The sequence below is a fragment of the Methylobacterium sp. J-067 genome, from assembly GCF_022829465.1.
In the GTDB taxonomy this organism is placed as follows: Bacteria; Pseudomonadota; Alphaproteobacteria; order Rhizobiales; family Beijerinckiaceae; genus Methylobacterium; species Methylobacterium litchii.
Genome location: NZ_JAKSXZ010000024.1, coordinates 1 through 847, shown reverse-complemented (window position 1 = coordinate 847; position 847 = coordinate 1). Strand labels below are relative to the sequence as shown.

At 66.5% G+C, this 847-nt stretch carries 1 pseudogene; it reads left to right on the top strand.

Going from position 1 to position 847, the window contains the following annotated elements:
* Nucleotides 1-487 precede the first annotated feature (487 nt).
* Nucleotides 488-847: pseudogene (locus tag MKK52_RS01205) on the top strand (hypothetical protein); the annotation flags it as partial.

Genomic DNA, 847 nt, shown 5'->3' with positions numbered 1-847 from the left:
AAAGGCACACGCACCGTTGGGGAGGGGGAAGAGGATCGAGCTTCTACCGCACGAAAGAGGGTAGCGAGATGCATTGCCGGTAAAGGCTGATTATGGGAAACGCAGATCACTATCAGGGTGACTGCGTTAGGTCGCTAGGAGGCCGTCCGCTTTCCCCGATGACGCCCTCCCAAGCACCCATTCTGCTTTCGGCACACTTCGGACCAGTTGGCAGAAGCCGCTGGACGGTTGGGTTGGGTGGAACGCAGCTCGTACGATTCTGCATCGGCGGGGAGCAGAAGAGGTCCGCTACGCACAAACAGGCTCGGCCGAACGCGGGCGCGGCGGTAATGCCGATGCCGGTGAAGCCCGAATCCTGGAGGGTAGCCGGTGCGCCGATGGGATCAGCCCTGCAGGCGGCGAGGGGCACAACGACGAGGAGGGCGAGCGCTCCCGAAAGGGGCCGGAGCCCGAGAGCCCCGGCCAGTGTAGGGAGGAAACGCCCACCATGGGCTCGGAGACGGCTCGCATCAGACATGCCAGCCGAAAGCCGTATAAGCCCGGCAAGTCGATGCGGCACGTCCTGCTCCGGAACTGGGGCGCGGGCGGCACGGCCTACGTCGGGCGCCGGATGACGCTCTACCGCGACAACGGCGTGCAGTTCGGCGGCATCCGGATCAGCCACATGTCGGGGATTTCCTCGGCAATGACGATAGCGCTCACCGCTGCGAAGGCCCGGCGCGTTCCCTACACGGTGAAGCCGCTGGGCGAGGAGCGATCCCCGGCGCCGAACCTGCCCGCACCCGACGCGGGCAGTAGCGAGCCCGAGCAGCGCCAGCACCCCAGCGCCCGGCTGGACATGCGCAAC